The 24940-nt window shown below is 40.1% G+C and carries 24 protein-coding genes; 13 read left to right on the top strand and 11 right to left on the bottom strand.

Annotated features, from left to right (window positions below):
* The first annotated feature begins 2 nt into the window (after positions 1 to 2).
* The 7 genes from purE (at position 3) to CLV81_RS10030 (ending at position 5495) form a co-directional block, all read left to right on the top strand.
* The gene (purE, locus tag CLV81_RS10060) at positions 3 to 494 is read left to right on the top strand and encodes a 5-(carboxyamino)imidazole ribonucleotide mutase (protein ID WP_106145013.1); all 492 of its coding nucleotides are present in this window, start codon (positions 3 to 5) and stop codon (positions 492 to 494) included.
* A 49-nt stretch (positions 495 to 543) separates the two neighbouring features.
* On the top strand, positions 544 to 2574 hold the full coding sequence (locus CLV81_RS10055) for a M3 family metallopeptidase (RefSeq protein ID WP_106145012.1): 2031 nt from the start codon (positions 544 to 546) through the stop codon (positions 2572 to 2574).
* Between the two features lie 56 nt (positions 2575 to 2630).
* Positions 2631 to 3134: a GbsR/MarR family transcriptional regulator gene (locus CLV81_RS10050; protein WP_106145011.1), complete on the top strand. Its 504-nt coding sequence runs from the start codon at positions 2631 to 2633 to the stop codon at positions 3132 to 3134.
* A gap of 50 nt (positions 3135 to 3184) precedes the next feature.
* Positions 3185 to 3625, top strand: a complete 441-nt coding sequence (locus tag CLV81_RS10045; RefSeq protein WP_106145010.1) for a hypothetical protein — start codon at positions 3185 to 3187, stop codon at positions 3623 to 3625.
* An 11-nt stretch (positions 3626 to 3636) separates the two neighbouring features.
* Positions 3637 to 4524, top strand: a complete 888-nt coding sequence (locus CLV81_RS10040) for an SAM-dependent methyltransferase (protein WP_106145009.1) — start codon at positions 3637 to 3639, stop codon at positions 4522 to 4524.
* A gap of 181 nt (positions 4525 to 4705) precedes the next feature.
* Positions 4706 to 5260 carry a sigma-70 family RNA polymerase sigma factor gene (locus tag CLV81_RS10035; RefSeq protein ID WP_106145008.1) on the top strand — a complete coding sequence of 185 codons (555 nt, stop codon included), beginning with the start codon at positions 4706 to 4708 and terminating at the stop codon, positions 5258 to 5260.
* Positions 5261 to 5264: 4 nt separating this feature from the next.
* Entirely contained in the window at positions 5265 to 5495 is a 231-nt protein-coding gene (locus CLV81_RS10030; protein WP_106145007.1) for a hypothetical protein, read from the top strand.
* Here the strand turns inward: CLV81_RS10030 and CLV81_RS10025 are convergent.
* On the bottom strand, positions 5492 to 6313 hold the full coding sequence (locus tag CLV81_RS10025) for a UbiA prenyltransferase family protein (RefSeq protein WP_106145006.1): 822 nt from the start codon (positions 6311 to 6313) through the stop codon (positions 5492 to 5494). The genes CLV81_RS10030 and CLV81_RS10025 overlap by 4 nt on opposite strands.
* A 124-nt stretch (positions 6314 to 6437) precedes the next feature.
* Here CLV81_RS10025 and gcvP point away from each other — a divergent pair, with 124 nt between their 5' ends.
* From gcvP to CLV81_RS10005, 4 genes are all read left to right on the top strand, one after another.
* Complete coding sequence (gene gcvP, locus CLV81_RS10020) at positions 6438 to 9287, top strand: aminomethyl-transferring glycine dehydrogenase (protein WP_106145005.1); 2850 nt, start codon at positions 6438 to 6440, stop codon at positions 9285 to 9287.
* Positions 9288 to 9451: 164 nt separating this feature from the next.
* A complete protein-coding gene (locus tag CLV81_RS10015; RefSeq protein WP_106145004.1) occupies positions 9452 to 10507 on the top strand; it encodes a 3-oxoacyl-ACP synthase III family protein in 1056 nt (351 codons plus the stop codon).
* Positions 10508 to 11026, top strand: a complete 519-nt coding sequence (locus tag CLV81_RS10010) for a class I SAM-dependent methyltransferase (RefSeq protein WP_106145003.1) — start codon at positions 10508 to 10510, stop codon at positions 11024 to 11026.
* A gap of 3 nt (positions 11027 to 11029) precedes the next feature.
* On the top strand, positions 11030 to 11875 hold the full coding sequence (locus CLV81_RS10005) for a glycosyltransferase family 2 protein (RefSeq protein ID WP_106145002.1): 846 nt from the start codon (positions 11030 to 11032) through the stop codon (positions 11873 to 11875).
* A 6-nt stretch (positions 11876 to 11881) separates the two neighbouring features.
* Here CLV81_RS10005 and pafA read toward each other — a convergent pair whose 3' ends face one another.
* The gene (pafA, locus tag CLV81_RS10000; protein ID WP_106147451.1) at positions 11882 to 13552 is read right to left on the bottom strand and encodes an alkaline phosphatase PafA; all 1671 of its coding nucleotides are present in this window, start codon (positions 13550 to 13552) and stop codon (positions 11882 to 11884) included.
* Positions 13553 to 13649: 97 nt separating this feature from the next.
* Here pafA and CLV81_RS09995 point away from each other — a divergent pair, with 97 nt between their 5' ends.
* The gene (locus tag CLV81_RS09995; RefSeq protein WP_106145001.1) at positions 13650 to 14387 is read left to right on the top strand and encodes an MlaE family ABC transporter permease; all 738 of its coding nucleotides are present in this window, start codon (positions 13650 to 13652) and stop codon (positions 14385 to 14387) included.
* Positions 14387 to 15154 carry an ABC transporter ATP-binding protein gene (locus CLV81_RS09990; RefSeq protein ID WP_106145000.1) on the top strand — a complete coding sequence of 256 codons (768 nt, stop codon included), beginning with the start codon at positions 14387 to 14389 and terminating at the stop codon, positions 15152 to 15154. Before CLV81_RS09995 ends, CLV81_RS09990 begins: the two co-directional genes overlap by 1 nt.
* On the opposite strand, the gene CLV81_RS09985 is transcribed toward CLV81_RS09990, so the two are convergent.
* From CLV81_RS09985 to porV, 9 genes are all read right to left on the bottom strand, one after another.
* Positions 15155 to 16609 (bottom strand): DUF389 domain-containing protein, encoded by a 1455-nt coding sequence (locus CLV81_RS09985; protein ID WP_106144999.1) that lies wholly within the window; start codon positions 16607 to 16609, stop codon positions 15155 to 15157.
* A gap of 2 nt (positions 16610 to 16611) precedes the next feature.
* The gene (locus tag CLV81_RS09980; RefSeq protein ID WP_106147449.1) at positions 16612 to 17691 is read right to left on the bottom strand and encodes a mannose-1-phosphate guanylyltransferase; all 1080 of its coding nucleotides are present in this window, start codon (positions 17689 to 17691) and stop codon (positions 16612 to 16614) included.
* A gap of 76 nt (positions 17692 to 17767) precedes the next feature.
* On the bottom strand, positions 17768 to 18367 hold the full coding sequence (locus CLV81_RS09975; protein ID WP_106144998.1) for a SprT-like domain-containing protein: 600 nt from the start codon (positions 18365 to 18367) through the stop codon (positions 17768 to 17770).
* A 39-nt stretch (positions 18368 to 18406) separates the two neighbouring features.
* Positions 18407 to 19084, bottom strand: a complete 678-nt coding sequence (locus tag CLV81_RS09970) for an SDR family NAD(P)-dependent oxidoreductase (protein ID WP_106144997.1) — start codon at positions 19082 to 19084, stop codon at positions 18407 to 18409.
* Between the two features lie 41 nt (positions 19085 to 19125).
* The gene (locus tag CLV81_RS09965) at positions 19126 to 20169 is read right to left on the bottom strand and encodes a M28 family metallopeptidase (protein WP_106144996.1); all 1044 of its coding nucleotides are present in this window, start codon (positions 20167 to 20169) and stop codon (positions 19126 to 19128) included.
* A 146-nt stretch (positions 20170 to 20315) separates the two neighbouring features.
* Positions 20316 to 21953: a pyruvate dehydrogenase complex dihydrolipoamide acetyltransferase gene (locus CLV81_RS09960; RefSeq protein ID WP_106144995.1), complete on the bottom strand. Its 1638-nt coding sequence runs from the start codon at positions 21951 to 21953 to the stop codon at positions 20316 to 20318.
* 4 nt (positions 21954 to 21957) lie between these two features.
* A complete protein-coding gene (pdhA, locus tag CLV81_RS09955; RefSeq protein ID WP_106147447.1) occupies positions 21958 to 22956 on the bottom strand; it encodes a pyruvate dehydrogenase (acetyl-transferring) E1 component subunit alpha in 999 nt (332 codons plus the stop codon).
* 84 nt (positions 22957 to 23040) lie between these two features.
* Positions 23041 to 23532, bottom strand: coding sequence for a cytidine deaminase (locus CLV81_RS09950; protein WP_106144994.1), 492 nt, complete (start codon positions 23530 to 23532; stop codon positions 23041 to 23043).
* Positions 23533 to 23609: 77 nt separating this feature from the next.
* Positions 23610 to 24752: a type IX secretion system outer membrane channel protein PorV gene (gene porV / locus CLV81_RS09945; protein WP_106144993.1), complete on the bottom strand. Its 1143-nt coding sequence runs from the start codon at positions 24750 to 24752 to the stop codon at positions 23610 to 23612.
* Positions 24753 to 24940: the final 188 nt, after the last annotated feature.

The following is a 24940-nucleotide window of genomic DNA, read 5'->3' as shown; positions in this document are numbered from 1 at the left end:
ATATGAGCAAAGTAGCCGTAATCATGGGAAGCACCAGTGACCTTCCTGTAATGCAAGACGCTGTAGAAATCCTGAAAGGGTTTGATATTCCAGTAGATGTGGATATTGTTTCTGCCCATAGAACCCCTGAAAAACTATTTGATTTTGGAAAGAACGCCCACAAGAACGGCTATTCTGTAATCATTGCTGGTGCAGGGGGTGCTGCGCATCTTCCGGGTATGGTGGCCTCTTTGTCACCTCTTCCAGTAATAGGTGTGCCCGTAAAAAGCAGCAATTCCATTGATGGATGGGACTCGGTACTCTCCATTCTTCAAATGCCGGGAGGTGTTCCAGTTGCCACAGTTGCCCTGAATGGTGCAAAAAATGCAGGGATACTTGCTGCACAAATTATTGGATCATCGGACAAGTGTGTACTAGATAAAATTGAAGTCTACAAACAAGGCCTTAAAGAAAAAGTCATCAAAGGCGCAGAAGAAGTAAAAAACAAAAAATAGAATTGCCAGTTTCATTGCGATTGAGAACTATTCCCTATAAAATTTTTTAATGAGCAACCCCTTATTATCCCCTTTCGATAAAGCTCCCTTTGAGCAAATAGAAAACGAACATTTTAAACCCGCTTTTCTTCAGGCAATTGAAAGTGCAAGACAGGAAATCGACCAAATCACTCAAAATCCAGAACCTCCTTCCTTCGAAAACACCTTGATGGCATTGGATTTTTCTGGTCAGCAGCTAGATAGGATTTCTAGCTTGTTTTTCAACCTCAACTCAGCAGAAACCAATGAGGAAATCCAAAGAATTGCTCAGGAGATTTCTCCTCTGTTATCAGAGTTTAGTAATGACATCACCCTTAATGAAGCTCTCTTCGATAGGATTAAAACGGTATATGAACAACATAATTCCCTAGAGCTTTCTGAAGAAGAGAAAACACTCTTGGAAAAGCGATACAAAAGTTTTAGTCGCAATGGAGCCAATTTGGATGAAGAAGACAAAAAAAGACTGCGGGAGATTGATAAGGAATTGGCCCAGCTCAAACTAAAGTTTGGAGAAAACGTATTGGCGGAAACCAACAAATATGAAATGCACCTAGCGGAAGAGGAACAGCTAAAAGGACTTCCCGAAGGTGCCAAAGAAGCCGCAGCGCAATTAGCTAAATCAAAAGAGAAAGAGGGTTGGCTGGTGACTTTGGATTATCCAAGCTACATCCCTTTCATGAAATATGCTGAGAACAGAGCATTGAGAAAGGAACTTTCTTTAGCTTTTGGAAGTAAAGGTTTTCATGAAGATGAACTGGATAATCAGCAAAACGTGCTAAAAATTGTGAATCTGCGACATGAGAGGGCCAATCTGTTGGGCTATGAGTCCCATGCACATTTTGTTTTGGAAGAACGTATGGCCGAGACACCCCAAAAAGTACTCGACTTTTTAAATGAACTTTTGGAAAAAGCTAAGCCAGCCGCTGAAAAGGAGTTTGCTGAACTGGAGGCATTTGCCAAAAAATTGGATGGTATTGAACGGCTGGAAAAATGGGACAGTGCGTATTACGCCGAAAAGTTGAAACAAGAGAGATTCGATTTGGATGATGAAAAACTGAAGCCCTATTTCAAATTGGAAAATGTAATTGATGGTGTTTTCAAAGTGGCTGAAAAGCTATTTGACCTCAACTTCAAGGAAGTATTTACTATTGAAAAATACCATGAAGAAGTAAAAACCTATGAAGTTTACGATAGCAATGATAATTTGGTCTCACTTTTTTATGCAGATTTTCATCCTAGGCCAGGAAAACGGGGTGGTGCATGGATGACTTCCTATAAATCCCAATACATCCTAAACGGGGAAAATAGCAGACCACATATTTCAAACGTCTGTAATTTCACAAAACCGACCGAAACCAAACCTTCTTTGCTCACGTTTAATGAAGTAACTACACTCTTCCATGAATTCGGGCATGCTTTGCATGGAATGTTGGCCAACACCACTTACCCAACCCTCTCTGGAACTTCAGTGTATTGGGATTTTGTAGAACTACCCAGTCAGGTAATGGAAAACTGGTGTTATGAGAAGGAGGCTTTGGAACTGTTCGCACATCATTATGAAACGAGAGAACTGATTCCAATGGAATTGGTTCAAAAAATAAAGGATTCTTCTACTTTTCATGAAGGAATGGCCACGTTGCGCCAACTGAGTTTCGGATTTTTGGATATGGAATGGCATGGCGCAGACCCATCTGATATTACAAACGTAAAAGACCATGAAAACAAGGCTTTTGAATCGACCCGCTTGTTCCCTGATACACCTGAAACCTGCATGAGCACAGCATTTTCCCATATTTTTCAAGGGGGATATTCTTCAGGATATTACAGCTACAAATGGGCAGAAGTTTTGGATGCCGATGCCTTTGCCTACTTTAAGGAGAATGGCATCTTCAACAAAGAGGTTGCCGATAAATTCAAAAACCATGTACTCTCCAGAGGAGGTACTGAAAACCCTATGATTTTATACAAGCGTTTTCGTGGGGCAGAGCCTAAAATTGAACCTTTATTGGAGCGTGCGGGGTTGATAAAGCGAACTGCATAATATTTTCAAACTTTCAATAATTTTTGAAAATACAAAAATAATGCTATCTTTGTCTTATGGAATATCAAGAGGCAAAAGATAAGTTCATTAGTACCTGGGGTAGTCTGGGTACACTATGGGGCATCAATAAAGCCATGGCCCAAATACAAGCTTTGCTTTTTATTTCGACAAAATCCTTGACCACCGAAGAAATTATGGAGGAGCTTCAGATTTCCAGAGGTAATACAAGCATGAATGTCCGCCAACTCATTGATTGGGGTATTGTAAAGAAGGAATTGAGGGCCGGTGAGCGCAAGGAGTATTTTTCTACGGAAAAAGATGTGCAGGAATTGGCGCGTATCATTGCTGAAGAAAGAAATCGCAGGGAAATTCAACCTGTTATCAAAACCCTTAAGGAAATCAGTTCAATAGAAGATGATGGTACTGAGAAAACCAAGGAACTCATCAAACAAACGAAAGCCTTACATGATTTGGCCAAAACAGCTGATTCACTTTTGAACAAGGCCATTCATCATAAACAAAACTGGGTAAGCTCAACGCTACTAAAAATCATTAAGTAATTTTTTTAATACATACTTTCAATATTTTCTGAAACTTTAAAAATATAAATATGAACTATGAAACTCCACAATGGCTGATTATTCTGGGCGGAATAGGTCAAATATTCACAGCTCTCATTTATCCTTATATACGGCATAAGGTATTTGATTGGTATACGGATGTAAAACAACTGAAACCTCTAAATCAAGAAATAGCCAAAACCTATGGTCACTATATTCAAGGACTCAATTTTTCTTTTGGCTGTATCGCAATTCTCCTTGCAGAAGATTTACAGAGCGGCACACGGCTCTCCATTGCTTTAACGGGGCTTGTCGCAGCGTACTGGGTAGGTAAGGTCGCAACACAAATCGCCTATTATCCCATGTATACTATACCTCAAAAACCCCTCTTCAAAGTAGGAAGCTATCTTATGAATACCCTATTTGTGCTGTTTGCAGTGGTATTTTCTTGGTTGCTCATCAATAATTGCCTGATTTATTCAAATTCTTAAAAGTTATAGTTATGAAAGATTTGATTTTCGAAAAACAACATGATTTAACCGAAGAAAAATTAAGAAGTCACGTAGATATTGTTGATTTCTATAATGAGGCTACCGAAGATTATCAATTCTGGAGCAAAGATTTCAACATGCATTTTGGCTACTATGATTTTTCTAGAACAAATCCATTCAAAAGAGACCAAATGCTCAATGAAATGAACAAGCAGGTTTTAAACAGGTTGAATCTTGATAACGAAAAGGGTCTCTTGTTGGATTTAGGTTGCGGAATGGGTGGTACCATGAGATATGCGCTAAAGAAAAGACCAAAACTTTCGGCCATTGGGGTTACCTTATCAGATTTTCAAGTTAAAGAAGGCAATAGGCTTTTAAACTCAATGAACGGAGTCATTCTAAAACAGAACTATAACAATACTTCTTTACCTTCTGACGCTGCTGATGGTGTCGTGGCCATTGAAAGTTTTTGTCACTCGGGCCACCATATTTCAGCGTTTAAAGAGGCATATCGCACCTTAAAGCCCAGAGGGAAATTGGTAATTGCAGATGCCTTTTTGAAAAAAGAAGCAGATGAACTCTGTCCTGGAAGTCTAATGGCTTATAGAAAATTATGTAATCACTGGAGCTTGGAAAGATTAGGTAATATACATCAGGTAGTTCGCGAACTTAAACTAGTTGGATTTAAAGAAATAAAGGCCGAAGACATTTCATTTAGGGTCGCACCATCCGTATTGCATGTGCCTTTTGCCATATTAGGTTTCGTTTTTAAAAAACTTTTTAGAAACAAAGTTTTAAAGAAAGAAAGTTTGCATAATCTAAAAGGTTCTTTTTATGCATTACTATCCGGTTTACACATGAAAAGTTTTGGATATTATCTGATAAGCTGTTCAAAGTAGCCTTTATTATCTAGTTAGAGTATTACCATATTTGTTTTGCAGCATATTTCAGTCAAAAAATCTTAACAAATAGCTAAATACGCATTTCATGAACATTTCGTGATACTTTTTGAAGTCGTTTGTAATGGACAAAACATGAAATCATTAACTAAAATCCATTATTTTTGGACTTCGAACAGATATGGCAGCTTACAAACTCAATCCCGACAGCTGGGTAGATTTATACGCAGACTACCTTTTCAACTATGCCATCGCAAGAGTCAGCGATGCTGAAATAGCTAAGGATTTAGTACAGGAAACTTTTTTTGCTGGACTAAATTCGGCAAAAAACTATAAAGGTGATGCCGCAGAGCGCACGTGGTTAATTGCAATTTTAAAACGAAAAGTGATTGACCACTATCGCAAAATCAACTCCAACAAAGGAAAGGCTGAGGTTCGCATCAATTATAATGCATCGTCAGAATCTGAAGGTGATTGGCTGGAAGAACAAGTTGCAGACCCTTTTAGTAAGGATGGGGACAATACCATTGAAAATGAGGAGTTGGGACTCGCAATTGAAGAGTGTATTTCCAAATTGCCCAAAAAGCAGTCCTTGGTTTTTAAGATGAAAACCATTCAGGGAATGAGTACGGAAGATATTTGTAATGAATTGGGAATTAACCCGTCCAATTTATGGGTTATGATCCATAGAGCGCGTACATCGCTCATGGGTTGTATGAATCAAACATGGTTTTAGACGTATGAAAATATCTATTGAAAAGGCAAAGCAAATTTGCACCAAAAGTCAATATGGGGAAGCTACCTGGTGGGAATTGCTGCAACTCAATGTGTATTTGCTATTTAGCAAAGAGTGTTCTGATTTCTCTGCAAAGAACAAGAAACTTACTTCCTTATGTGAACGTGCGGGTTTGGATACACTATCCGAAGATGACAAAGACGATATGAAGAAAAAGCTAAAAGAACTCTCTTAGCACAATTCCCGAAGAACTACAATTGAAATAGCCCAGAATATGGGTACCGCCTCAATCCAAAAAGACGTAAAGTATTTGGATTTTTTTTTGGATGCCAGAAGCATGGGTATCAAAACAACTCCCAATAGAACCCTGGATACTAGTTCTTTTTCAGCAAGAATATCCTTAAAAAAAGTAAGCAGGACAAAAAGCAAGGTAAGTACAACTCCCAATACCATGGTGCGTCGAATTCCAATAAGCTGAGGGATGGTCCATAATTCTTTATAATCTGTTTCCATATCCCTTATTTCAAAAGGAAGCATTAGAACGATGACCAAAAGGAATCGTTGTAGAAGCATGACTCCAATGTCCCAACTAAATGGAGTTTGGTTTTGAACTACAGGCAATAAGACGGTAAATCCTGCCCACACCAAAGCCACAACATAAATCTTAAAGCCGGCAAGGTTTCTAAGATTCTTGGTTTTGGGTAAAAATGGAATGGCATATAGGCCAGACAATATACTGAGTGTAGCAATGGAAACTAAAACTTCCTGCCTCAACTGAGATGCGAAAAAAACGGCTGGAACAAAACTCAAAAAACTAAATACTTGAATTTTCCTGTGATACGTTTTAGAAACGATGAGGTACTTTTTGGCCTCTACCCCATATTTGATAAAGTTATAGCACACAATAGTTGAAAAAAATGAAAAGCCCAATAGTGCTTTTTCGACAGGAATGTTTAACAAAAGAGAAGATACGAAAACCAGTGCGGTAACCGCCAAACCCACATGAACGCTGGCATCCAAATAAAAGTCAAAAAGGGTCCGAAGTGAGCGCATTAAACAGAACTTAGGAATTGCCCTAAAGGGTTAATTTAAAGTTAACAACTTTGAAGGGCTATAGCTCAAAAATGCCCATTTTCATTGAATTAATCGCTAATTTTGTGGACTTTATAAGTTGACTATGAATACAGAGGTGTTTGCATCCAGGCACAACGGAATAACTGAAAGAGATTTGCCACATATGTTCCATACCATTGGAGTGGAAAATATGGAACAATTGATTCAAGAAACCATTCCAAATGACATTAGATTAAAATCTCCCTTGGACTTGCCTGAAGGTATAAGTGAGCATGAGTTTTTGAGTCATATCCAGAAGCTATCCGAAAAAAATAAGGCGTTCAAAACCTATATCGGATTGGGATATCATGAATCATTGACCCCTTCAGTAATCAAAAGAAATATTCTTGAGAATCCAGGTTGGTATACTGCCTATACGCCATATCAGGCAGAAATTGCCCAAGGACGACTGGAAGCACTTCTCAATTTTCAAACCACGGTTTGTGACCTCACAGGAATGGAAATTGCCAATGCATCTCTTTTGGATGAAAGTACGGCTGCTGCTGAAGCCATGACCATGCTTTTTGATGTTCGTAGTAGACAGCAAAAAAAAGAAGGAATTCTTAAGTTTTTTGTTTCCGAAGAAATACTGCCCCAAACACTAAGTTTGCTGGAAACCCGTTCGCATCCCTTAGGAATCGAATTGGTAGTTGGCAATCATGAGGAATTTGATTTCTCAACTGATTTTTATGGAGCATTGCTTCAATATCCTGGAAAACATGGACAGGTTCATGATTACGCTTCCTTTGTAGAAAAAGCCAAGGCAAATGATATTAAGGTTGCCGTCGCTGCTGATATTTTAAGTTTGGTTTTATTGACCCCTCCAGGGGAATGGGGTGTTGATGTAGTAGTGGGTACCACCCAACGTTTTGGAATTCCACTTGGGTATGGTGGACCACACGCTGCCTTTTTTGCCACAAAAGAGGACTACAAAAGAAATATCCCCGGAAGAATCATTGGTGTGACTAAGGACACGGATGGCAATCGTGCACTTCGTATGGCATTGCAAACCCGTGAACAACACATAAAAAGGGACAAGGCTACTTCAAACATTTGTACGGCTCAGGTATTACTGGCAGTAATGGCTGGAATGTATGCGGTCTATCATGGACCTAATGGACTTCGATATATTGCCCAAAAAGTACACAATCAAACAAAAGCATTGGCCCAAAGTCTTACGAAGATGGGTTGCATTCAAGTAAATACTGCTTTTTTTGATACCATAGAGGTCCAAGTAAGTGATAGTGCAAAACTGAAAAGCATTGCTGAGGACAAAGAGATAAATATAAATGTAGTCAATGGAAAAACCGTTTCCATTTCAATAAACGAAGCTACTTCCCAAACCGATTTAGAGAACTTAGCTTCCTGTTTTGCAAAACTTGCTGATGCAGAATTTCAAAATTTGGAACAAGGCCATTATGAGGCAATTCCAGCTTCCTTGCAGCGCAAAACCCCATTTTTGGAACATGAGGTCTTCAATTCCTATCATTCCGAGACAGAGTTGATGCGTTACATCAAAAAATTGGAGCGCAAAGATTTGGCCTTGAACCATTCCATGATTTCATTGGGAAGCTGTACCATGAAGTTGAATGCAGCTTCTGAAATGCTTCCCCTAAGCTGGACCAATTGGGGAAATATCCATCCTTTTGCACCTCTCGACCAAGCTGAAGGCTATCAAATTGTTCTTAAGGAATTGGAAAAACAATTAAATGTGATTACCGGATTTGCAGCTACCTCCCTTCAACCCAATTCTGGGGCACAAGGTGAATATGCTGGATTGATGACGATTCGGGCATATCATAAATCCAGAGGCGAAGAGCATCGCAATATTTGTATCATTCCGGCTTCCGCACATGGTACCAACCCTGCATCCGCTGTGATGGCTGGGATGAAAGTTGTGGTTACCAAAACGGATGATCAAGGAAACATTGATGTCGCTGACTTGGAAGAAAAAGTTCTTCTTCATTCCGAAAACTTAGCGGCTCTTATGATAACTTATCCTTCAACGCATGGGGTTTTTGAATCATCTATCATAAAAATCACAAAGTTGATTCACGACCATGGAGGCCAGGTGTATATGGACGGTGCCAACATGAATGCCCAAGTTGGATTGACCAATCCCGCCACCATAGGCGCAGACGTATGTCACCTTAACTTGCATAAAACGTTTGCCATTCCACATGGTGGAGGTGGTCCAGGCGTAGGTCCTATTTGTGTGGCTGAGCAGTTAAAACCTTTTCTTCCAACCAATCCTGTTATCGAAACAGGGGGGGAAAAGGCCATAACGGCAATTTCTGGTGCCCCTTGGGGTAGTGCCCTGGCATGCCTTATCTCGTATGGATATATAAAAATGCTCGGCACCCAAGGATTGACAGATGCCACTAAAATTGCCATTTTAAATGCGAACTACATCAAGGACCGCTTGAGAGGGAAGTTTGATGTGCTCTATACGGGCGAAAGAGGTAGGGCGGCCCATGAGATGATTATCGATTGTAGACCTTTTAAAGCACATGGCATTGAAGTGACCGATATAGCCAAAAGGTTGATGGATTATGGTTTCCATGCTCCCACGGTCTCTTTTCCTGTCGCGGGAACTATTATGATTGAGCCCACGGAGAGTGAAAGCTTGCCTGAGCTTGATAGATTTTGTGACGCTATGTTGGCTATTCGCGAAGAAATTGACGAGGCCAATCCCGCTGATTCAGACAATGTTTTGAAAAACGCACCTCACACCTTGAATATGGTCACTAGCGATAGTTGGGAGTTTCCCTATACACGACAGAAAGCGGCTTTTCCATTGGAATATGTAGGAGAAAACAAATTTTGGCCCACAGTTAGAAGAGTAGATGAAGCTTTTGGGGATCGTAATTTGATATGTACCTGCGCACCTATAGAAGCATATGCAGAAGCTTAGATAAAGTACTGTTATCATTGAAAAAAAGCACTGGATTATCCCATAGTCCAGCGCTTTACTTTTTATTAATCTGGATTTGTTTCCTCTTGAACGTCATACAAATTATTATGCATGCATAATATAGTGTGCAATCGAGGTTATTTTAGAAGCACTAAAACCTCAATATGAAGATTGGTATCACTGGAACTGGAAGTTATATCCCATCCGTAGTCACGAAAAACGAAGATTTCTTGGAGCATGATTTTTTGGGGACTGATGGTTCTTCCTTTGAGGTAGAGAATGCCGTTATTATTGAAAAATTTAAATCCATCACAGGTATTGCCGAAAGGCGATATGCAAAGCCTGAACTGAAAACCTCAGACTTGGGGTACCTTGCTGCCGAAAAAGCATTGGAGAACTCAGGAATTGATAAAGAGGAGCTGGACTATATCATCTTTGCCCATAATTTTGGTGACCTCACCGTTGGAAAGAGTCAGGGAGATACCTTACCCAGTTTAGCAACGCGAGTGAAGCATCTGCTTCAAATAAAAAACCCGAAATGCGTTGCTTACGATACGATTTTTGGCTGCCCTGGCTGGATAGAAGGTGTAATTCAAGCTTCGGCCTATATCAAAAGTGGGATGGCCAAAAAATGTTTGGTTATTGGTGGGGAGACCTTGTCCCGAGTAATTGATGAACATGATAGGGACAGTATGATTTATTCTGACGGGGCAGGTGCGGCCATAATTGAAAACAATGCTTCGGGAGAGATTTTAAGTCACACCTCCGTTACGCATGCCAACGGAGAGGCCTATTTCCTGTTTTTCGATAAAACCTATAATGAAGAAGGCTGTTCGGATACCCGTTACATAAAAATGCATGGACGCAAAATCTACGAGTTCGCGTGCACCCACGTACCCAAGGCCATGGCAGATTGTTTAGAAGACAGTGGTGTTTCCATTGAAGATGTAAAAAAAATATTCATACATCAAGCCAATGAAAAAATGGATGAGGCCATCATCAAGCGTTTTTATCGAATTTATGGAAAAGAAGCACCTAAAGATATTATGCCCATGAGCATTCATAAATTGGGCAACAGTTCGGTGGCCACTATCCCCACCCTCTTTGATTTGGTTAGAAAAGGGGATTTAGAAGAACATGAAGTACACAAAGGAGATGTTGTTATCTTTGCAAGCGTTGGCGCTGGTATGAATATCAATGCCATTGTTTACAGATATTAAATGTACGAGAACAACTTTCCAAACAAAAGATACAAGCATACCCTAGCCTTTTTACAGAAACATGTACCCGTTTCAGAAACCATTCTGGATTTGGGCGTGGATAATCCATTTTCCAATATTATGAGGGAACAGGGTTTTAGTGTAGAAAATACCAAAGGTGAGGATTTAGATATCGATTTTTCAAGTGTTAGGCAGTCAAAGGCCGAAGTGGTGACGGCCTTCGAAATATTTGAACATTTGGTTGCCCCTTTCAATGTGTTAAAGGAAATCAAGTCCAAGAAACTTGTAGCCAGTATACCCATGCGCTTGTGGTTTTCATCTGCATATCGAAGTAAAACCGATCCATGGGATAGACATTACCATGAATTTGAAGATTGGCAGTTTGATTGGCTTTTGGAGAAATCGGGATGGAAAATAAAGGATACCGCAAAATGGACCAATCCTACCAAGAAAATAGGGGTAAGACCTCTATTAAGGCATTTTACCAATAGGTATTATATTGTTTACGCCGAGCGCTAGCCTATGCGAATAAGCATTATCATCCCAGCTCATAATGAGGAGGAATATCTTTCCCAATGCTTGGGGTCTTTTGTGAACCAAACACAAAAACCAAATGAGCTCATCATAGTGGATGATAACTCGAGTGATGATACTTATGAAATTGCATCAACATTAGCAAAAAGCCATAAATGGATAAAAGTCCTTCAACATAAGTCCTTAAATAAGCACGTTCCCGGTAAAAAAGTGGTGGATGCTTTCAACTTTGGATTAAAACACGCCTCGGATTATGATTTGATAGGTAAGTTTGATGCCGATATCGTTCTCCCACCTAACTACTTTGAAGTTATGTTGAACCATTTTCAGGGCAATTGGAAATTGGGTATGTGCAGCGGTCTGCTATTTGTCGATAAAGGAGAAAATTGGGTCTATGAAAACATTGCGGATAAATCTCACGTTCGTGGTCCCATAAAACTTTACTTCAATGCATGTTTTCAGAAAATAGGGGGATTGCGCCCCGGCGTGGGTTGGGACACTGTTGATGTTCTTTTAGCTCAATTCCACGACTTTGAAATCCATACGGACCCCTCGCTTAAGGTAAAACACTTACGTCCAACAGGGCATGGATATAGCAAAAAGAGTTATCAGTCAAAAGGTGAAGCACTATTCAAAATGAGATATGGTCTTCCCCTGACCAAATTAGCTGCGCTCAAAATGGCTTGGCAAGCAAAAAGTATATTGCTTCTTTTTCAAGTTCTTAAAGGTTACTGCAAAGCTGTCTTCCTTCAATCACCTCGTTATGTTACTGAGGAAGAGGGAAGTTTTATCAGAAAACACCGGTGGAAGGGGATCTTTTCTAAGATTTTTTAGAAAGTCCTATTTTAAAACCTCACCAATTGGATTACCGGTGGTCCCATTGGGAAAAGCTATCCCCAATAAAGTTGAAATGGTCGGTGCTATGTCCACAACCTCGGTTCGGTTGGTAGTGGCGCCCTGCTTGATTCCGTTTCCAAAGAATAACAGTGGCATATGGGTATCATATATCATAGCTGCATCTTTGGTAAAATCCGTTCTTCCATATTGGGCAAAACCAGGCTTGGGTACAAGGAAAATATCGCCGGAACGTTTTTGATGATACCCTTTTTGCAAAAGATAAGGAATACCCGAGGTATATTCATTTTGCCACATTTGAAATGCTGTGTATACTTGGTTCACTTTATCATACCCTAATAATTCCAAAGCAATTTCTTCTTGCGCATCACCCAAGTCAATATCTAAATTTTCTATCACCCTGTGATTTAAAAAGACCTGGAAATTAGAAATGTTTTGTACCACATCAGTTGTCCCGTATTTATACCTCAAAAACTCATTGAACTTTCCGCGCATCTCTCCAAGGTCAATATATCCTGCTGGGACCTTTTGGTCCCTTAAGTAGGCTGGCTCACGAACCCCTCCATAATCTGAGGTCAAAAACAAAGTATATTGCCCTACCCCCACTTTCTCATCCAAAGCTTTAAGCATGCGTTCCAAATCCAAATCCAATCGTAAATATGTATCCTGGATTTCTTTTGAATTCAAACCAAATTTTTGACCAACGTAATCCGTACTGGAAAAACTTATCGCTAAAAAATCAGTAGTGCTGTCAACACCCAAACTCTCCTTTTCTAGGACTTCCAAGGCAAAATCAGTTGTGATATTGTTTCCATAGGGTGTGTACTTCAATACATCAAAATCTTTTTCCTTGCTTAAAAGACTTGGAGTATTATGGGGAAATATTGGACTTGCCTCATTTTCAAAAGGGGTTTCATAGACGTTGTTATCAGGACCACTTTCAACGTAAGAACCAATGTCCTTTAAGGTATTCCATTCCTTTTTATACTTCTTAATAGCATCAGATGAGTTAAAATCACTAACCCATTGGGGAAGTTGAGACATGTAATAGGAACTCGTTATCCACTTTCCCACTTCGCCTCCATCAAACCAATAGGCCGCATTTGTCATATGTCCTCCTGAGAGCACAGCTGCTACATCCTTTAAAGCGACCGCTATTACTTTTCCCTGCTTCTGGGTGTGCAAACGTAATTGATCGGTAATGGTTGTAGAAAGCATGCGATGAGGCGACATTTTTCCTGCATTTGAAAATGTTCCAACAGAGCTGTACTCTTTATCCTCGACACCGTACACTTCCATATCTTGGGTTTTATCGTACCAAGTATTCCCAATGATACCGTGAATAGAAGGTGTAGCGCCTGTATAAATGGATGCAAGGCTTGGTGCTGTGCTGGTAGGGGCGTGATTAATGTGATGATTTTTACAATTGAACCCTTCTTTTATCAATCGTTTAAACCCTCCTTCACTATAATGGTTCCAAAAACGGGTTAAATAATCATACCGCATTTGTTCCACTATAATGCCTACAACTAATTTGGGTACTTGCTCAGCTTCAATAGGTTTTGGCTCAGGAGTTTTTTTCTTATTACGCTGTGCTTGAAGACCTACACAACTGAAAAACACGAAGACTAAAAGTAGAAAGTAGTTTTTTCCCACAGTTTCTTTTTTAAACAACCATGACAAAGCTATTTATTATTCCAGTTTAAAATTGAATTGAAGGTTAAATACAATGCAATATTCTTATTTTTATCAAATGAACTATCTGGAAGCGATTGGAAGATACTTCATCATGGTATGGGAAGTATTTAAAAAACCTACCAAATGGCCAATCATGAGGTCCCTGATTCTCAAAGAAATCGACGAACTAATATTCGGGTCTCTAGGTATCATTATTTTCATTTCATTTTTCATTGGAGGAGTTGTCACCATTCAGACAGCTCTCAATCTAAACAGTCCACTTATTCCAAAAAGTTTGATTGGATTTGCCACTAGACAGTCGGTTATTTTAGAGTTTGCTCCTACCTTTACCTCCATCATCATGGCCGGAAAAGTGGGTTCTTATATTACTTCAAGTATTGGGACGATGAAGGTTACAGAACAAATTGATGCCCTTGAAGTGATGGGAGTCAATTCGTTAAACTATCTGGTTTTTCCAAAAATCATTGCCATGTTGATGTATCCCTTTGCCGTGGCCCTTGCCATGTATGTTGGTATTTTTGGTGGATGGATTGCCGGAGCTTTCGGAGGCTATGCTCCAAGTGGAGAGTTCGTGAAGGGGCTTCAACTAGACTTTATACCATTTCATGTTACCTATGCTTTTATTAAAACCGTTGTTTTTGCTTTTATTATTGCCACTATCCCTTCATATCACGGTTTTTACATGAAAGGCGGTGCTTTGGAGGTAGGAAAAGCCAGCACCACATCTTTTGTTTGGACCAGTGTGGTCATTATTATTTTGAACTATATTCTCACACAATTGCTTCTGGGCTAATGATTCAAGTTGAAGATATACACAAGTCGTTTGGAGACACCCACGTTTTAAAGGGTATCACCACGAGTTTTGAGCAGGGAAAAACCAATTTGGTAATTGGACAGAGCGGTTCTGGAAAAACGGTGTTCCTTAAATGTCTTTTGGGACTTTTTGAACCCGAAAAAGGTCAAATATGTTATAATGGACAGTTTTATTCCGAGCTTTCCATTAGCGAACGAAGAGACCTGCGCCAAGAAATGGGGATGGTTTTTCAAGGAAGTGCGCTTTTTGATTCCATGACAGTTGAAGGCAATGTTATGTTTCCCCTGGAAATGTTTACCAAACAGAGTAGAGCAGAAATGCAAGACCGGGTCGATTTCGTGCTGGAACGTGTGAATTTGGTGGATGCCCATAAAAAATTCCCTTCAGAAATATCTGGGGGTATGAAAAAAAGGGTAGCCATTGCAAGGGCAATTGTAATGAATCCAAAATACTTGTTTTGTGATGAACCCAATTCTGGACTCGATCCAAAGACGGCAATATTGATAGACAATCTAATTCAGGAAATTACCCGAGAATATAACATTACAACGGTAATCAACACCCACGACATGAATTCAGTTATGGAAATTGGAGAGAAGATTATTTTTCTTAAAAATGGATTTAAAGAGTGGGAAGGTACCAACAAAGAGATTTTCAAGACAGACAACGAGGCCGTCACAAATTTTGTCTATTCTTCAGAATTGTTCAAGAAGGTAAGGCAAATGTATATAGAGGAAAGAAACTGACTACGGTTCCACTTCTTTGACCACAACGGTAGTATCGCCCAAACGTATTTTTAACCAATCATTGATTTTTTTAAGTTCAGTTTCGCGCTGTTTTTTTCGAACATTTTTGTCCCATTTCAGCTCAAAGACCGGAATAGTATCCGTTTTCTTGAAATCCGTTTGTAACTGATAGGAGAAACCCATTTGATTTACGTTCTGATAGTTGGCTTTCAACTCTTGCCCAATGTTTCCAAAAGGTATTCGTTTTGAAGCATTTTTGGTCAAATCAGCAACGGTTTCCTCTAACAAACGAATCTGCTCATCCTTGTTCAGTAGCTCTGCCTTGTTCTTTTCATAAAGCTCACTGACGTAGTTGAACTTTTCTTCCGAATCATCCCTTCCTCCTTGCAAAATCCGAAATTCCGCATCTTGAAGTCTGGAGTATTCGTTTTTTTGCGTGCGCCAGGTATTGATTACATTCTCTGGAATCAATTCATCTCCCATGCAAACCAATTCTATTAAGGGCGTTTCTCCATCCCTAAACTCTAACTTGGTTAAGTTATCTACATACCGACCTGACGTGCTGAATTGATAAACTTCTATGGTCTCTCTTAAAAACTCCTGAGCCTGTTTTTTAAACAACGACTCTTGAAATACCTGGTAAAAGGTGATTCCTGCGGGAATCATTACCGCAATCCCCGCTACCGAAGCCACTCTGGCAATTAATCGACGTCTTTGGGAATTGGCATAGCGTACCATTGGAAATCTTAAGAACTTAACCACCAAAAACGTAGCCAACCCAATAAACATCGTATTAATGATGAACAAGTACATGGCACCCCAAGCGTACTCCGGTTTCCCAATCGCCAAACCAAAACCGACCGTACACAATGGTGGCATAAGGGCCGTGGCAATGGCCACACCAAATATAACACTAGCGATGGTTCCCTTCTTCGCTCGTGCTATCACTAAGGCCAACCCTCCAAAAAAGGCAATTAAAACATCACGAATATCTGGTTTTGTGCGGGCCAATAACTCTGAAGATTCATCCCTCAAAGGGAATAAATAGAAAAACAAAAATGCAGTAACCACACTGAGCACCACCATGACAGCGAAGTTTTTCAAAGACCTTCTGAGTGTATCGATGTCATTTATGGCCAGAGATAAGCCCATGCCTAGAATTGGGCCCATTAATGGAGAAATTAACATAGCTCCGATTACTACTGCCGTGGAATTGGCATTCAATCCAATGGAAGCTATAAAAATGGAACAAATAAGAATCCATGACGTATGTCCCTTAAATGGGATATCGGCAATAATGGATTCCTTGGTAGCTGCGGCATCCGTATTGGAGCGTATTTCCAACAGGTCCGAAAGAAACCTTCGACCACTACCCAGAAGCCCTTTAAAATCTCTTTTTACTTCATCCCCACTATCTTGTGGTTGTGGGTCACCAGCAAATAAATTCTCACTCATTCTTATGTGTATTCTTCTCCAAACTGCTCCTTTACTTTATCGAGCACTTTTTTGATATCCTGCTGTTTGGATTTGGGGTATATAAGAAGGACATCCTCCTTATCGACAATGATGTAATCCTCCAAACCGTCCACTACCACAACTTTGTTTGAAGAAGTTCTAATCATGTTGTTTTGGGCATTCACCAATAACGTCCGACAATTCACGATGGCATTCTCCGCGTTGTCCTTTTCCAATTTATCGTACAACGCTCCCCAAGTGCCTAAATCGTTCCAATCAAAGCTGGCAGGCAAGGTGTATATGGACTTGGATTGTTCCAAGATAGCATAATCAATGGAGATGTTCTCGGCCTTGGCATAGTTTTCCTGAATAAATTCAGTCTCATCAGGGGTATTGTAGCAAGAAAACCCACCTTGAAACAAATCGTATTGACCAGGTTGATATTCTTTAAATGCGTCAACAATCGTTTTCACGCTCCACATGAATATTCCAGCGTTCCATAAAAAATTACCCTGTTCCAGAAACTCTTTGGCGGTTTCATAATCAGGTTTCTCTCGGAATTGAGACACTTTTTTGAGCTTTTGGTCACCTTTCTTTTCAAATTCAATATAGCCAAAGCCTGTATTGGGAAATGTGGGTCGAATACCAAGGGTGCAAAGCGCAGACTCCTGTTCACACTTATCAAAACACAGTTTTACATCATTTGCAAAAGCGGTCTCGTCCTCAATCCAATGATCACTGGGTGCCACGACCATAACCGCATCTGGGTTCATTTTTTGAATCTTTAAAGACGCATATAAAATACAGGGAGAAGTATTCCTCATGGCTGGTTCCAAAACCACTTGGTCCTGTTTTACCATGGGCAATTGTTCCAATACCAAATCATTGTAACGCTCGTTAGTGAGGATTAGAATATTCTCTGTGGGAACAAATTGATTGAGTCGGTCAAACGTTTTTTGGATAAGTGTTTTCCCGGTGCCCAACATATCATGAAATTGCTTTGGATATGAAGATGTACTTACAGGCCAAAATCGGGAACCTACCCCACCGGCCATCAAAATGGCATAATAGTTTTTGTTCATGTTGGTTTTCTTCGCCATTCCTGTTTTCACAGGAAATTGTTATTACTCGAATTCAATGTCAATGGCTGAATTGCAATTACTTTATAAATTCAACCTCTGCATTGGGTTGAAACAAATATACTTTGCCTGTGGCCAATTCCACACATTCGAATCTCTTAATTCGTTTTTTGCCCTTTTTAAACAACTTTCCATTATACAAACGAAATGTACTTCCCATGGGCAGCTCAAACACATATTGATTTTTCCGCTCTTCAGGGTCAAAAGCTTTTAACGCAATGGACAAACGGGCATCCGTACTACTACTCGCTTTAGGGTTTTTAAAATGACTGGCGATAATGGGTAGCAATTGAGATGGAAAAATTTCCGGTCGGATAAATGGAAGCATCAGACGCTGAAAGGTTTGTTTCCATTCCACTCCGTGAGGTTTAATGTAGCGGCCATAAGTCTCAAAAGCTACCAAGTGGGCTATTTCGTGGACCAGTGTGATGAGAAATCGGTAGGAGTTTAGCGAGGCATTTACGGTGATTTGATGCCCACCATCAGGTAGTTTCCTATAATCTCCATGGCGGGTCACCCTATGATTCACAATTTTTAAATGAACTCCATAGGATTTGATGAGTTCAAAACAGGGCTCTACAGCTCTCTCAGGTAGATATTCACTCAAAGTATCATTCACATAACCAAAAGTACATCTTTCTCTTAAGGAAAGTAGCTTTTAAGGGGTACTATTGCTCACCTGTAACAGCTTCCCATTGTAAAACTGATGGCCTGAAAGTGCGAAGCTTTTAATATAGTTCGCCATTTCAGATGCAGTGACAGGAGCTTCATAACCCGGGAATGCCTCTGCCAGCATTTCTGTCTGTACAGCCCCTATCGCTAAGACATTGAAACTTGGGCCGGTTTCCTTAAATTCTTCCGCCCATAATTCCGTTAAAGTAATGACAGCTCCCTTACTTGAACTGTACGCTGACAATCCTGGGAATTTAAGACTGCCTTGGACTCCACCCATAGAACTAATGGTAACAACATGTCCATTTTTTGGCATTTTTGGGAGTATATTTTTCGTCATTTCAGCCACCCCGAAAACATTGACTCCATATACTCTTTTAAAGTCTTCCATTTCAGTTTCAAGAAGGGGTTTGTTCAAAAAACTCCCCGCATTGTTTATGAGCACATCCACAGAAGACCAATTCTTCAAAACATCTTTTAATTGATTGAAATCTTCTGGGCTGCCTAAATCAAAAGGGAAAGCTTCAACATTGGATAATCCCAAGTCCAAAACTGGTTTGGCATTTCTTGAGAGCGCCAAAACCTTATGTCCCTCTTGGGCAAAAAGCTTTACCAATTCAAAACCGATACCCCTGCTTGTTCCTGTGATTATAATGTTGGCCATACTATTTAGATTGTCAATTGAGCTTAAGGTTATTTATTGGTTCAATTCGCTTTTACTACTTGTGTAGGAGCATTCGAAATATTTTCAACAACAGGAATAAGCTTGTTAACTAGGGTTGCCATATGCTCAAAATCCATCAGCTCATTCTCATCTCCAACACGATGGTAGAACATAAAATTGGTGAAGTCAAACGTACAAAAGGTATGTGAAGGCACTCCAAACTCTTGGTAAAAGGGATAATTATCAGAACGTTGGAACAAATTAAATTCTTTTGCGGTTGGCAGAAAGCCTACCAAATTTTCCTCGGCATATCTGTTTATTACCTCAGCCAAATTCGATTTTTTATATCCTGTAATATAAGTGAGGTAATCCTTTCCTCGTAAAGGTACACCTGTCATCTCAAAATTGAGCATGGCATACAGATTAAGACCTTCTTGCTTCATGTTTTTGGCCATATGCTTAGACCCAAGTAACCCTTTTTCTTCTGCGCTGAATAGGGCAAAAATCAGTGTTCTTTTGTTCGTCTTCCTAGTTCCAAAATATCTTGCCAATTCCAGTACCGATGTAGTTCCAGAGGCATTGTCGTTGGCACCGTTGGCAATAGCATCCCCATTTTCAATTTTGATGATTCCAATATGGTCGTAGTGGGCTCCAATCATGATGTATTCCTTCTTCAATTCTGGGTCTGAACCTTCAACAACACCCAAAACATTATAAGATGTTCTTTTATAATTGGTCAAGGTATCTCTATAGGATTCGTAGTATGGAGCTACTTGATTAGATTGAAGAAAACCTTCAATGTACTGAGCTGCTTTTTCAATCCCTTCACTGCCTGAATCACGACCTTTCAAATCGTCCGATGCGAGAAAACTCATGTGAGCCTCTATCGCTTCAGTGTCAACAAATGCCAATTTGGATATTTCATCTTTGTCAGCCTTAAGACCCTCAGGACCACCCATATTTTGGGCAGATGGTTTCCAAGTAGGATTTATAGGGTCGGTTTCAATACGATCAATGCCTTGAGTACTTTTACAGGAAATCGACACCACAAACAAGACTACCCATACGAGTTTTTTTAAATTCATAATCTATCCTTCTTAAATTTAGATTTACCACTTTAAGTCAGTTATATTGGTAAATCAGATAAGTTTTATTCTCTATCAAATCTAAAACAAAAAAGTATCCCTATCATAGAGATACTTTAAAGCATGTAATATTATCAAGATAAATCTTAAGCAAGCATGGTCACTGGATTCTCCAAATATGCCCTAAGCGTTTGAAGAAACTGTGCCCCAGTTGCCCCGTCTACGGTTCTGTGATCACAAGCCAACGTAATTTTCATGGTGCTACCCACAACGATTTCACCATTCTTGACCACTGGTTTTTCAACAATGGCCCCTACGGATAAAATCGCTGAGTTAGGCTGATTGATTATGGAAGTGAATTCCAAAATACCAAACATACCTAAGTTGGAAACCGTAAAAGTGCTACCTTCCATTTCGTCAGGCTTGATTTTTTTAGTGCGTGCTCTTCCCGCCAAATCTTTTACCGACGCTCCGATTTGAGTTAAAGTCAGTTGGTCCGCAAATTTGATTACTGGAACAACCAATCCTTCATCCACTGCTACGGCAACCCCCATGTGTACATGATGTTTGTACACAGTTGTATCTCCATTCCAAGTAGTGTTTACTTGAGGATGTTTTTTTAACGCCATCGCACATGCCTTTAACACCATATCGTTGAATGATACTTTAGTGTCAGGTAAACTATTGATTTGCGCCCGGGATGCTTTTGCGTTATCCATGTCCACCTCAATTGTGAGGTAGTAATGTGGCGCCGAAAACTTTGATTCTCCCAAACGTTTGGCAATAACTTTACGCATGGTAGAGTTTTTCACTTCTTCCATACTTTCTTCTCCCACTGGTAGGTTTATAGGAGCAATTGCAACTGGAGCAACTTGTTCCGCAGGAGTAGAAACTGGTGCGGGTGCACTCTTTTCGGAAGGTTGATAGTTCTCAACATCCCTTTTCACTATTCTGCCATTATCGCCAGAACCTTTGATGTCGGCAATATTAATGCCTTTTTCCGCAGCAATCTTCTTGGCCAATGGTGATGCAAATACACGCTGACCATCTTGAACAGCAATAGTCTGGCTAGCTGGCTGACTCTCTTGTGGCTTAGCTTCTTCTTGGGCTGGCACGACCGTACTCCCCGAGCTTGGGGTACTGGTTGGCGCATTCAAAATAGCGTTAACGTCGGTTCCCGCAGGGCCAATAATCGCCAACAATGAATCTACAGGAGCACCTTCCCCTTCTTGAATGCCAATGTGCAGCAACGTACCGGAATAGAAGGATTCAAATTCCATAGTTGCCTTATCTGTTTCTATTTCGGCAAGTATATCTCCTTCTTCAACCGTATCACCCACATTTTTCAACCATGCAGCAACCGTACCTTCTTCCATAGTATCACTCAATCTTGGCATATTGATGATTTCAACACCTTCTGGAATAGCAGCTGCTTCGGACGGAGCTGAAACTGGGGTTTCAATAACGGATTCCTCAACCTTGGGTTGCTCTTCTACGGGTGTAGAGGCCGCACCACTACCATTTAAAAGGGCCGAAATATCTTCTCCTTCATCACCGATAATGGCTAAAAGCGAATCCACTGGCGCGCCATCGCCTTCTTCAATGCCGATGTGCAAAAGGGTACCTTCATAGAAAGATTCAAACTCCATGGTAGCCTTATCCGTTTCTATTTCAGCTAGGATATCTCCTTCCTCTATCTTGTCCCCTACTTTTTTGAGCCATTTTGCCACGGTTCCTTCCTCCATGGTATCGCTCAATCTTGGCATGTTGATTACTTCTGCCATTTACCTATAATTTATGTTGTAAAAATGGATAGTCTTCTTGTTCGTATACTGTATCGTATAATTGTTGAATTGGAGGAAAATCCGAATCCTCCGCAAATTTCTCACATTCAGATACCAAATCCTTTACTCGCTTGTCCATTACTTTAATCTCTTCCTCAGTGGCATATCCTTTTTCAAGAATTACATCTTTTACCTGAGTAATGGGGTCAATCTTTTTGTATTCCTCAACTTCTTCCTTGGTTCTATAATGTTGCGCATCAGACATGGAATGACCACGATAACGATATGTCTTCATTTCCAAGAAAGTAGGTCCTCCTCCAGTTCTTGCGCGTTCTATAGCTTTGTCAACCTCTTTTGCAACTATAGCAGGGTCCATTCCGTCTACCGGTCCACAGGGCATTTCGTAACCCAATCCCAATTTCCATATATCTGTAGAATACGATGTTCTGGCTACTGACGTACCCATTGCGTATCCATTGTTCTCGCAAATAAAGACTACTGGAAGCTGCCACAACATAGCTAAATTGAAAGCTTCATGTAAGGAACCTTGGCGAACTGCACCATCACCCATATAACACAAGGTAACGGCATCTCTTTTAAAATACTTATCGGCAAAAGCCAATCCAGCTCCCAATGGAATTTGACCTCCTACAATTCCATGCCCTCCGTAAAAACGATGTTCCTTGGAGAAAATGTGCATGGAACCTCCCATCCCTTTCGAAGTTCCAGTGACCTTGCCATAAAGCTCAGCCATAACCTTACGAGGGTCCACTCCCATACCGATAGGTTGCACGTGGTTACGGTATGCCGTTATCATTCTATCCTTAGTTAGGTCCATTGCATGTAACGACCCTGCCAAAACGGCCTCTTGCCCATTATATAAATGAAGAAATCCTCTAACTTTTTGTTGAATATATACGGCGGCAAGTTTGTCCTCGAACTTTCTCCAGAACAACATGTCCTCATACCACTTTAAATAAACTTCTTTGGTAATCTTTTTCATCAATGGTTGAATTAATTGAATTTCCCCAATAGTGGAGGAAAGCAAAAATACATATATAAATCTTTTGGAAAAAAGATTTACTATCTAAGAATCCCCTAAAAATGAATTGCCAAATGCCAGGGGCAATATGTCTTTAATAGAGGTACATTTAAAGACTGGCCCTTCCTGCCCTTGAAGCAATAAAGAAATAGGAGATCTTTGTTTGATTTCATATTCCATGATAGACTGTCTGCAGTTACCGCAAGGGCCTGCCGGTAAATCCAATATATAGTTTTTGGAAGCTGCACTAATGGCAATGGCCAAGATTGCCACTCCAGGATACAGTGCTCCAGCTTGAAATACTGCAACTCGCTCAGCACAAAGCCCAGAGGGATACGACGCGTTTTCTTGATTATTACCAATTACCACCTCACCATTTTCCATGAGTACCGCTGCTCCAACCTGAAAATTGGAATAAGGCGCATAGGCATTTTTTCGTGCTGAAATGGCCCTTTCCAAAAGCCTTCTTTCCGATGATGGCAATTCTTCTATTCCTTCATAGATATAAAGGTCAAAACCAATATGTTGTTTTTTCATAAACTGAATGGCTGGATATCAAAAATAAGAAAACCTGCCAATGAGCAGGTTTTCAAAAGTTTATTTATAAATAAATCTTAGTCGTTCAAGTACTCTTCTCCAAAATTGAAGGAAAGCGAGAAGCGTAACGTATTCTCCAAGGGGTTACGTACTTGTGAAGTAGAGAAAAGATAGGACAAATCGATTTGTGCCGCTTTGAATTTAAATCCAGCACCCAGGGTGAAAAATCTCCTAGCTCCTTTTTCTTCATTCTCGTTAAAGTATCCTCCACGTAGCATAAACGCTTCTTGAAATCTATATTCCGCACCAAGCGCCCATGTAATTTCTTGAAGCTCCTCACTAAATCCGTCAGGGGCATCTCCAAAAGATTCAAAAGCACCGCTTAAAAATCCAATCTGCTGGTACTCATCATTATCCTCTGGGCCAATAATTCCATCACCCGTAAAGTCACGTGGGGTTGGAACCAAAAGCTTGTTGAACTCGGTATGTACTCCCAAAACATTGTCTTGGTCAAAAATAAAATCAAACCCAGCTCCAAATTTTAAATTGGTAGGCAAAAAGTTTTCTTGACCTCCAGCGTCATATTGAATTTTATTTCCAAGGTTGGATATATTAAAACCAGCTCTCCACCTTCCATCAAAACTGTTGTATGCAATTTCCCTCGACCTATAAAAACCTGCGATATCCACTGCAAAAGCATTGGCAGCCTGCGAATCCTGAGTTGCATCTTGAAATCTAAGATTGGAACTGATAAATCTACCAGCTACCGCCATAGAAAAGGTGGGACTCAATTTCAAAGAATATGACCCATCGATTGCAAACTCATTAGGATTGACTAGAGTAGCTTCTTCATCTATAGTTTGGCGCAGTTCAATCTCACCTAATCCAAAATACCTCACCGAAAAAGCAAAAGCATTTCTATCATTAAGCTTGTTGTAATAGCTAGCATTTAGTAATGAAACATCATTTACGATAGTTTCCAAATAAGGAGTAAAACTTGCTGCAACACCACTTTTTTGTGTGGCAAACGCAAATTTTGCTGGATTCCATTGCTGAGAGAAAATATCAAAGGTGGTAGCGACCCCCATGTCACCCATACCGGCCGCACGGGCATCTGAGGCAATGGTCAAGAAAGGTACCGCAGTAGTAATCGCCCTTTCTTGTTGTGCTTTAACTTGTGCAGCAATCAGTACAATCACTGCCAGTAGTAACTTCTTCATTTTTTGGTTTTAGCGTTAAAAATGTCGGGGCTATAACACCCTTAAGCCTAAAATGGTATTCAACATATTACATGTAAACGAGCTTTTCCTTAAATTCTTGTAAAAGAAACCTCTTTTTTTCCTGAAATCTCGATGAACCGAATAAAGGATGTAAGAAAGTTCTTCGGAAAGGTAAACATTGTAAGCGT

Origin of the sequence: Flagellimonas meridianipacifica (genome assembly GCF_003001695.1) — a bacterium.
Lineage (GTDB): Bacteria > Bacteroidota > Bacteroidia > Flavobacteriales > Flavobacteriaceae > Flagellimonas > Flagellimonas meridianipacifica.
This window is presented reverse-complemented; position numbering and strand designations above follow the sequence as displayed.

Excerpts from the sequence above, each read along its gene's own strand:
- purE (WP_106145013.1), top strand. The coding sequence starts at position 3 with ATGAGCAAAGTAGCCGTAATCATGGGAAGCACCAGTGACCTTCCTGTA.
- CLV81_RS10055 (WP_106145012.1), top strand. The coding sequence starts at position 544 with ATGAGCAACCCCTTATTATCCCCTTTCGATAAAGCTCCCTTTGAGCAA.
- CLV81_RS10050 (WP_106145011.1), top strand. The coding sequence starts at position 2,631 with ATGGAATATCAAGAGGCAAAAGATAAGTTCATTAGTACCTGGGGTAGT.
- CLV81_RS10045 (WP_106145010.1), top strand. The coding sequence starts at position 3,185 with ATGAACTATGAAACTCCACAATGGCTGATTATTCTGGGCGGAATAGGT.
- CLV81_RS10040 (WP_106145009.1), top strand. The coding sequence starts at position 3,637 with ATGAAAGATTTGATTTTCGAAAAACAACATGATTTAACCGAAGAAAAA.
- CLV81_RS10035 (WP_106145008.1), top strand. The coding sequence starts at position 4,706 with ATGGCAGCTTACAAACTCAATCCCGACAGCTGGGTAGATTTATACGCA.
- CLV81_RS10030 (WP_106145007.1), top strand. The coding sequence starts at position 5,265 with ATGAAAATATCTATTGAAAAGGCAAAGCAAATTTGCACCAAAAGTCAA.
- CLV81_RS10025 (WP_106145006.1), bottom strand. The coding sequence starts at position 6,313 with ATGCGCTCACTTCGGACCCTTTTTGACTTTTATTTGGATGCCAGCGTT.
- gcvP (WP_106145005.1), top strand. The coding sequence starts at position 6,438 with ATGAATACAGAGGTGTTTGCATCCAGGCACAACGGAATAACTGAAAGA.
- CLV81_RS10015 (WP_106145004.1), top strand. The coding sequence starts at position 9,452 with ATGAAGATTGGTATCACTGGAACTGGAAGTTATATCCCATCCGTAGTC.
- CLV81_RS10010 (WP_106145003.1), top strand. The coding sequence starts at position 10,508 with ATGTACGAGAACAACTTTCCAAACAAAAGATACAAGCATACCCTAGCC.
- CLV81_RS10005 (WP_106145002.1), top strand. The coding sequence starts at position 11,030 with ATGCGAATAAGCATTATCATCCCAGCTCATAATGAGGAGGAATATCTT.
- CLV81_RS09995 (WP_106145001.1), top strand. The coding sequence starts at position 13,650 with ATGAACTATCTGGAAGCGATTGGAAGATACTTCATCATGGTATGGGAA.
- CLV81_RS09990 (WP_106145000.1), top strand. The coding sequence starts at position 14,387 with ATGATTCAAGTTGAAGATATACACAAGTCGTTTGGAGACACCCACGTT.
- CLV81_RS09985 (WP_106144999.1), bottom strand. The coding sequence starts at position 16,609 with ATGAGTGAGAATTTATTTGCTGGTGACCCACAACCACAAGATAGTGGG.
- CLV81_RS09980 (WP_106147449.1), bottom strand. The coding sequence starts at position 17,691 with ATGAACAAAAACTATTATGCCATTTTGATGGCCGGTGGGGTAGGTTCC.
- CLV81_RS09970 (WP_106144997.1), bottom strand. The coding sequence starts at position 19,084 with ATGGCCAACATTATAATCACAGGAACAAGCAGGGGTATCGGTTTTGAA.
- CLV81_RS09965 (WP_106144996.1), bottom strand. The coding sequence starts at position 20,169 with ATGAATTTAAAAAAACTCGTATGGGTAGTCTTGTTTGTGGTGTCGATT.
- CLV81_RS09960 (WP_106144995.1), bottom strand. The coding sequence starts at position 21,953 with ATGGCAGAAGTAATCAACATGCCAAGATTGAGCGATACCATGGAGGAA.
- pdhA (WP_106147447.1), bottom strand. The coding sequence starts at position 22,956 with ATGAAAAAGATTACCAAAGAAGTTTATTTAAAGTGGTATGAGGACATG.
- CLV81_RS09950 (WP_106144994.1), bottom strand. The coding sequence starts at position 23,532 with ATGAAAAAACAACATATTGGTTTTGACCTTTATATCTATGAAGGAATA.
- porV (WP_106144993.1), bottom strand. The coding sequence starts at position 24,752 with ATGAAGAAGTTACTACTGGCAGTGATTGTACTGATTGCTGCACAAGTT.